Annotated in this window: 8 protein-coding genes; 3 read left to right on the top strand and 5 right to left on the bottom strand. The window is 47.4% G+C overall.

From position 1 onward, the window contains the following. The first annotated feature begins 676 nt into the window (after nt 1–676). From EQG79_RS30825 to EQG79_RS30815, 3 genes are read left to right on the top strand one after another with little or no spacing between them, the layout of a single operon-like run. Entirely contained in the window at nt 677–1,162 is a 486-nt protein-coding gene (locus EQG79_RS30825) for a BfmA/BtgA family mobilization protein (RefSeq protein WP_129607097.1), read from the top strand. Next, nucleotides 1,159–2,220, top strand: coding sequence for a DUF5712 family protein (locus EQG79_RS30820; protein WP_129607095.1), 1,062 nt, complete (start codon nt 1,159–1,161; stop codon nt 2,218–2,220). The genes EQG79_RS30825 and EQG79_RS30820 overlap by 4 nt, the downstream gene beginning before the upstream one ends. After that, on the top strand, nt 2,217–2,930 hold the full coding sequence (locus EQG79_RS30815; protein ID WP_129607093.1) for a hypothetical protein: 714 nt from the start codon (nt 2,217–2,219) through the stop codon (nt 2,928–2,930). Before EQG79_RS30820 ends, EQG79_RS30815 begins: the two co-directional genes overlap by 4 nt. A 129-nt stretch (nt 2,931–3,059) precedes the next feature. Here EQG79_RS30815 and EQG79_RS31435 read toward each other — a convergent pair whose 3' ends face one another. From EQG79_RS31435 to EQG79_RS30790, 5 genes are all read right to left on the bottom strand, one after another. Then, nucleotides 3,060–3,272 carry a GDCCVxC domain-containing (seleno)protein gene (locus tag EQG79_RS31435; protein WP_129607091.1) on the bottom strand — a complete coding sequence of 71 codons (213 nt, stop codon included), beginning with the start codon at nt 3,270–3,272 and terminating at the stop codon, nt 3,060–3,062. Between the two features lie 14 nt (nt 3,273–3,286). Beyond that, a complete protein-coding gene (locus tag EQG79_RS30805) occupies nt 3,287–4,630 on the bottom strand; it encodes a dihydrolipoyl dehydrogenase family protein (protein WP_129607089.1) in 1,344 nt (447 codons plus the stop codon). Nucleotides 4,631–4,642: 12 nt separating this feature from the next. Beyond that, nucleotides 4,643–5,248, bottom strand: coding sequence for a mercuric transport protein MerTP (gene merTP / locus EQG79_RS30800; RefSeq protein WP_129607087.1), 606 nt, complete (start codon nt 5,246–5,248; stop codon nt 4,643–4,645). Continuing rightward, complete coding sequence (locus tag EQG79_RS30795) at nt 5,245–5,619, bottom strand: ArsR/SmtB family transcription factor (RefSeq protein WP_129607085.1); 375 nt, start codon at nt 5,617–5,619, stop codon at nt 5,245–5,247. Before EQG79_RS30795 ends, merTP begins: the two co-directional genes overlap by 4 nt. Before the next feature lie 95 nt (nt 5,620–5,714). After that, nucleotides 5,715–6,692 (bottom strand): replication initiation protein, encoded by a 978-nt coding sequence (locus EQG79_RS30790; protein ID WP_129607083.1) that lies wholly within the window; start codon nt 6,690–6,692, stop codon nt 5,715–5,717. Between the last annotated feature and the right edge of the window lie 127 nt (nt 6,693–6,819).

Below are 6,819 nucleotides of genomic sequence, written 5' to 3'. Positions count from 1 at the left end.
TTTTCGCTTATCAAACCTTCGGGTTTCGCTTATTAAACCTTCGTTTTCGCTTATCAAACCTTCGTTTTACCCCTTATAAGTACCTTGTAATCAAATGGTTACGGAGCCTACAAATAGAACAAATAATTCAAATAACACAAAGATTGTGTTGTCGAAAAAAACGGCATTTAGGGAGGCTGACGCAGGAAGAATAACCAAGAGGGAAAGAGAAAACAGAAAAAAACAAAAACACCAAAAAGGAAGATTCCAAAGAGGGGGCAACTATAAATATAGTTATAGCTGTTTCACGATTTGTATTATTTCAAGAATAGACAACTTGTGTAAGGTTAGACTTATAACAACGGGGAAAGAAAAAAGTACCTGTCACTCTTCCCTACTCTATCACTGCCGCAGTTGATTGTATTACCCGCCTGGCTAATGGTCAATTTGTGAACCCGGTAGATTCATCTTACCTTCCCCTTTCCCACGTTGAACCATCCGGGACCGTAGCACGAAGCGGTCTTGTTTAAGAGCGAGACGGAACGCTATTCCGCTACGCTGCATACCGTTCTTCTCGCCCTACGGGGTTAACAATCAATTACTTATAATTAATTGTTTTAATGAATTGGTGTAAGTATCGTATACTTTTCTTATAACTAATTGATTATCAACTAGTATTTGTATAAATTTTTACTACATGAGCGACCGTAAAAGCCTATCTGTCAGCGCAGGTACGCACCAGCAGTTAGAGCGGTTAGGCACTAAATTTGGCCTGTCCCATAAAGATTTGATTGCCGTTATGGCCCAATATTTCACCGTTACCAAGGTTGATCCCCGTGATACAAAAGCCGATGTACCTGACGTAGCCTTGAAGAAACTGACTGAAAAAGTAGATACGTTAGATAAACGCATGATAGGATTTATCCGGGAGCAGGAAAAGGAATTGCTAAAGCCTATTCTGTCCGAAGTAAAGGCCATGCGAACCCAGATCGGGCAAGGCTCAGGCAGTAGTGCCATTACTGCCGAGCAGCTAGAGGAACAGTTAACCAGTGTGGTCGAAGCGATTCAAAGCCTGATTCGATTATCCTTCCGGACGGCTTTGGTGGATAATGCCCTACGGCCCGAGTACAAAAAGCAGACCGACGAATTAATTCAGCAACAGAATGAGCCTGGTAAGCGATGATGACTAAGATAGGCGGGGGGAGTGCCGGTAGTTGTGGGGGACTCGTCCAGTATTTGGAAAAGGAACAGGCCGGGTTATGGTTCGGCCAGAACCGGGAGCAGTTAGCGGGCCATGAAGTGGTGGCCGAGATCGACCCTAACAAGCGAAATTTAGGCCGGGAGGATGCTAAGTACTATCAGGTGATTTTAGCCCCTTCACAGGCTGAATTGGCCCATATTGGGGCTGACTCGCAGAAGTTACAGGCATTTACCAGGGCCGCAATGGAAGAGTACGCCCAAAATTTTGGAAAGGGGATAGAAAGCAAAGATTTAGTGTGGTTTGCCAAGATCGAGCACAGCCGCAGCTTCGACCACACCGACCGCGCGGTACAATTAGGGGAACAGCAGAAAGGCGTAGCCAAGACCGGCGATCAAACCCACATTCATGTGATCGTCAGCCGAACGGAGAATCTACGGGAGTACGTAGAAGGGAAGAAAAACGGGCTTCACGAGCGCAAGAACCCCTACCACCTTAGCCCAATGACCAATCATAAAGCCACCACCAAAGGGGCGGTAATAGGCGGTTTTGAGCGCAATAGCTTTAGTCAGCGTGCCGAGCAGACCTTTGACCAGGCGTTTAGGTACGAGCGCTCGTTAACCGAATCCTTCCGGTTTTTGCACTGCATGAAGTATGGGGATGAACAGGCCAAAGGGGAGATGCAACGACAGGCCGCAGAACAGGCCCAAAAACGCGCGCAGAGCCACGAACAGAGCCAACGGCTAGAAATGTACCAGCAACGGGGCAAAACGCCTGAAAACGAGTTTTCCGACGATTTACGGGCCGGTTTAAGTAAAGCCTATCAGCAGAAAGACGTAAACGATTTAGGCGCAGCGCTGGCCAGTGCACAGGCCAAGCGGGAACGGCAGCGAGTAGCACAGGAGCGACAGGCCGAAGAAGCCCGTAAACAGGCCCTAGAAGCCACCAAATTAGCCGAACAGGAGAAGAAGTTAGCCCAGCAACAGAAAATCGAACAGAAACCCGAAAACAGCCCCCGAATCAGCCGGGGCTTAGGCTTATGAACGAGAACAAGTTTTTACGGAATCTAAGGCAGCAGAGCAGTCCTAGTCAGGCTCGCACCGGCGCACCGGTCGAACCAACACCGCCCCAGCCAGTGCGCCGGAGTGAGCCGACGGATAGCAGCCCCACGGAGTATGACCCCATCAAACGGTTAACCGATGAATTGAGCCGGCATAGTCGGGCCATCGAGGGATTGAATACCCGGATTGACCGCATGGAGCAGCGGCCCAGAGCGGCCACCCAAGCCGAAGTACAGACCTTGCTGGAGGAGGCCCGCGAGGGCGTTAGTTTCACCATCGACAGTCAACAGATCGCCGGGTTTGTCCTGCCCGAATTGAAGAAGGGTCTGCCCAGTGCCGAGGAGATCAGGACGGCTGCTAACGCGGGCGCCAATCAAATTGCAGCTGTGAGCAATACCGCAGCCGATCAGATCGAACGGGCCGGGTCATCAGCAGCCGAGCGCATTCGGTGGGCCAGTCAGAGTAAAGCGGATGCTTTCGCGGGTCGGGTTGGCTTTACCTCATGGCAGGCCGCAGCCGTCGTCTTTTTGGGGTTTGCCTTGCTGATCGTGGGTGTGTATGTCCTGAACAGCGAGCGCGAGGCGGCTTTATCACAGTCCAGATCGGAGACGCAGGCCGTGCGGGAATTTACGGATTGGGTAAAGGCGCAACCGGAGGGCAAGCGCCTGTATGATCGCTACTATAACCCCTAACAAAACGACTCCCCGAAATAGAATTTTTCGGGGAGTCGTTCTATAACCATTGTTATGTTAAGGGACAAAACCAATATTAAAGACTCTGTACAACAGTAACCGAGTCTGTGAATTGTGTAGGAAATCTTATTACGAGCAACAACTCTTCTGTTCCTGGATGGATGGGCATTTTACCGAACCGTATGAGCAGAAAACGCAGCAGTCACCTGCCAACGGGCGTAACACCGTGTGACACTGGTTACACTCGTAGAAGAATTGACAGGCATCTGTCGGCATCGTTTCTGTTTGAGCATGCCCACACTGTGGGCATGTAATTGTTGATTCAAGTTGTAAGGTTTCCATAGTTGGGTGTCAAGCTAAACCATATACACGATATCTGATGCGCTGGTAGGGTAAGAAAACACCATTTTTCGCAATCGACTGGCACTCATGCCAGCGTGTATGGCTACAGCAAAAAGATTAATTACTTCTTCGGCATGAGGCCCCAGTACGTGAGCGCCGATGATTTGATCTGTTGACTTGTCAATCAGGATTTTAAAGGCAGAAACTGGCTCATTAAGCCTCTTTGAGGTAAACCAGTCGGTTGTTTCCTCATAATTCACCTTGACGTTTATTCCTTGTTTGTGGGCTTCCTGCTCAGTTAAACCCACGGTTGCTAAGGGTGGTAAGGAAAATACGTTTGTTGGAATACCAACATACTCAATTTCGGTGTGATTGCCCTTTAGTAGATTACTGGCGGCAACGAAGGCTTCTTTGACTCCTACCGGCGTTAGGCGCAGACCAGAAGCGGAGGCATCTCCGCAAGCATATACATGAGGTTGTGACGTACTTTGAAGGTACGTATTTACGGTAATCCCCTCTTCATTGTAAGCAATATCAGCGCTCTCTAAAGCCAGTTTATCCAGTTCGGGTACTCGTCCCGCAGCGTGAACCGCCAGGGAACTATGGAAGGATATTTCTTTGCCCTCTGACTCAGCCCTGATTAAAAAAGCATCATTCTGTTTTTCGATTGCTTTTACCTCAGTGTTTAGGATAATCTCAATACCGGCATCCCGGCTTGCCTTCAATAGGTGCCCAACTAAATCAGGGTCAAAGCTTTCTAAAGGTAGACCTCCCCGATGCACGACACGAACTTTAGCCCCGCTACGCACAGCGATATGAGCGAATTCAAAGGCGATGTAGCCACCGCCAATGAATGTTATATCCCTTGGCAGGTCCGCAAGGTCTAAGAAATCAGTGCTGTCAATCAGCAGGTCTTCCCCGGAAATGCCGAGCTGTCGTGGCACTGCTCCAGTGGCAATTACGAACTGAGTGGCTTTTAGCTCTTCTTCGTTTACCTTAATTGTGGTGGAAGAGGTGAAGCGGGCGACACCATGATACGTTACAACACCTGCTTTTTTTAAACTTTCCTCCCGTTTAGCTGGCACCGCATCAACGAAGCTCTTTTTAAACTGCATCAATTCAGGCCAATCAATAACGGCTTGGGTTTTGATACCTCTCGTCTTAAGTTGGTTTGAGTGAGCGACTACCTCAGCGGCACCAACCAACACCTTTTTAGGATCGCAACCCCGTAAGGCACACGTTCCCCCATACGGACGGTAATCAATGATGGCTACTTTCTTAGCCGCTGCCGCGCATTTCTGAGCGACTGTAGTTCCGGCTTCCCCCGTGCCAATGACAATAACATCGTAATGGATCATACCAACGGAACTTTACTTTTTGAGGGGTTCGACTACCTGATACCCCGTCGATGCGATGGCTTTGTGTATTTGAGAAAGTGACGTTTTTTTAGGATCGTATTTTACTACGGCATTGCCCTTCTGATACGACACTTTAACGTCACTCACCCCCTGTAGCTTGGTTACCTCTTGCTTGACATGGTGCTCGCAGCCTGTACAAGTCATGCCTTTGATGTTCACATAGGCTACTTGCCCGGAATCGGATTTGGCAGTAGCCACCAATTTTTGTGAGCCATCCTGACTGAGCCAGTTTGAATAAGAAGGAAACGTAAGGAAGAGAATAGCCAGTACGGTAACCAGGCTCAGAAAGCGCTTTGATTGCCAGAAGGAGATTTTTGTTGGTTCGCAATGACAGTTCATTGATTGATCAGGTTTTAATTGTTGATACCAGGAGAAGCCCAATGTTAGGACTGTAACAAGAATGAGATAAGGCCGAAATGAATCAAGCCAACTAAACTGGGATACTAAACTGGTTGTACCAGCCACTATAGCCAGTATGGGGGCGATGCAACATAAGGAAGCAGCTACCGCCGTAAGTAGCCCGGTGCCTATCCAGGTCAGGTTAGGGGACTTGTTCATACCATTTCAAGTTTAGACGTGGCTATTTGACTAAAAACTGGGTGCAGAATCATTGAAGCCTCCTGTTGCAAGGAATAAAACACAGTCTGTCCAACCTTGCGGGGTTGGATTAACTGGGCATCTTTTAGTTTTCTGAGGTGCTGTGATACGGCCGGGATGGTCATTCTTAAAATATCACTCAAGTCGCAGACACACAGACCAGATTCTTGCTCCAAGAGGTATAGAATCTTCAATCTGGGTTCACTACCTGCTAAATTCATGACTTGAGCTAAGCGGGTAACTGATGGCTCTACTTGTTGGATTTTCTCAATACACTGCTCAATTTGAGTTTTGTCAGCATATACTCGGATACAATCTGTGTTTTCTTCCATCAATAGTAGCTTATGGTATAGACAAAGCTAAGCATTATTTATTATTTAAGCAAATTCTTAAATAATACTGATGAAAAGAAGCATGTCATTGAAAATCAAGCATTGTCCTGTTTCCTCTTTGGTTCTTTCAAGCCTAACCGGGTCAACAGGTAGCCCGCCACGTTCTTTTCTACTTTTATCTTGCCTGTCTGTAACTCGTAGGCAAACTTGTTGACCTCCTGAACCAGCCCGGCCGAGTTCATAATCTGGTTCACCACGTCGGCCCGCTTGATATTCCACTTCTCCAGTAATAGCCGGGCGTTCTGGTATTGAGCATCTGATACACCCGCCAGAGCCACCCCCGCTTTTGCAGGTCCATCCTTGACCGGCAGGACAACGGCGAGCGGTTGAGCTTTGACGGTGAATGTAATGTTTTGAAAGCTACGCCCCCGCTTTCTCAGTGTGTACCCAATCTCTAAATCAGTGTGCTCATTAATCTGCTTTACAGCGATGTCCAAGACGAATTTCTTAAACATCGTTATTTCTGCATACTCCATGTCTCCTTTGTCATTTATTAGCCCAATTGTGCGTTTAAACTCCTCAATGACGTATTCCGGTGTTTGTCCTTTGTCCTTCCATTGGCTGCATAAGGTGTATATTCGTTTAGCGTGCTTGCTGCCCAAGCGCAGAGCCGAATAGAGTTGAAATGAAGTAAAATTTGCCTTTAAATCGAATAGATAGGGCTGAATAGTCCGGGTAAATTCAATCTCAATAATGCCTGTTCCGTGAACGTAGTCTACCCGGTCGAACATCCACATTTGCCGCCACACCTGACGGCCTTTTTTGTCGGTCTCGTTGGGAATCTCAAACATACGGCTCCCCATGCCCTCAGTAGCCAGCCTTAATTGTTGATAGTTGTATTTCTTACCTGTCAGTTTAGACATTTCGCCCACCGAAATTTCATAAACTCCGTCTGGTTGGTCTTTTCGCAAACTCGAAAGCAGGTATAAAAAGATGTCTAATTGCATCTCTGAGTACTCATATCGGGCATTTGTAATCGCATTATGTTGGCGTACTTGTATCGCACTCTCCATTGATTGTCAGAAGTTTAGTATAAAAACGAAGATATAAGAAAATTACTTCGTTTTTATACTTGCTTTTCGCTTATCAAACCTTCGGGTTTCGCTTATTAAACCTTCGTTTTCGCTTATCAAACCTTCG

Origin of the sequence: Spirosoma sordidisoli (assembly GCF_004138325.1) — a bacterium.
Classification (GTDB): Bacteria; Bacteroidota; Bacteroidia; order Cytophagales; family Spirosomataceae; genus Spirosoma; species Spirosoma sordidisoli.
This window is presented reverse-complemented; position numbering and strand designations above follow the sequence as displayed.

Coding starts and splice junctions, on each gene's coding strand:
- EQG79_RS30825 (WP_129607097.1), top strand. CDS start 677: ATGAGCGACCGTAAAAGCCTATCTGTCAGCGCAGGTACGCACCAGCAG.
- EQG79_RS30820 (WP_129607095.1), top strand. CDS start 1,159: ATGATGACTAAGATAGGCGGGGGGAGTGCCGGTAGTTGTGGGGGACTC.
- EQG79_RS30815 (WP_129607093.1), top strand. CDS start 2,217: ATGAACGAGAACAAGTTTTTACGGAATCTAAGGCAGCAGAGCAGTCCT.
- EQG79_RS31435 (WP_129607091.1), bottom strand. CDS start 3,272: ATGGAAACCTTACAACTTGAATCAACAATTACATGCCCACAGTGTGGG.
- EQG79_RS30805 (WP_129607089.1), bottom strand. CDS start 4,630: ATGATCCATTACGATGTTATTGTCATTGGCACGGGGGAAGCCGGAACT.
- merTP (WP_129607087.1), bottom strand. CDS start 5,248: ATGAACAAGTCCCCTAACCTGACCTGGATAGGCACCGGGCTACTTACG.
- EQG79_RS30795 (WP_129607085.1), bottom strand. CDS start 5,619: ATGGAAGAAAACACAGATTGTATCCGAGTATATGCTGACAAAACTCAA.
- EQG79_RS30790 (WP_129607083.1), bottom strand. CDS start 6,692: ATGGAGAGTGCGATACAAGTACGCCAACATAATGCGATTACAAATGCC.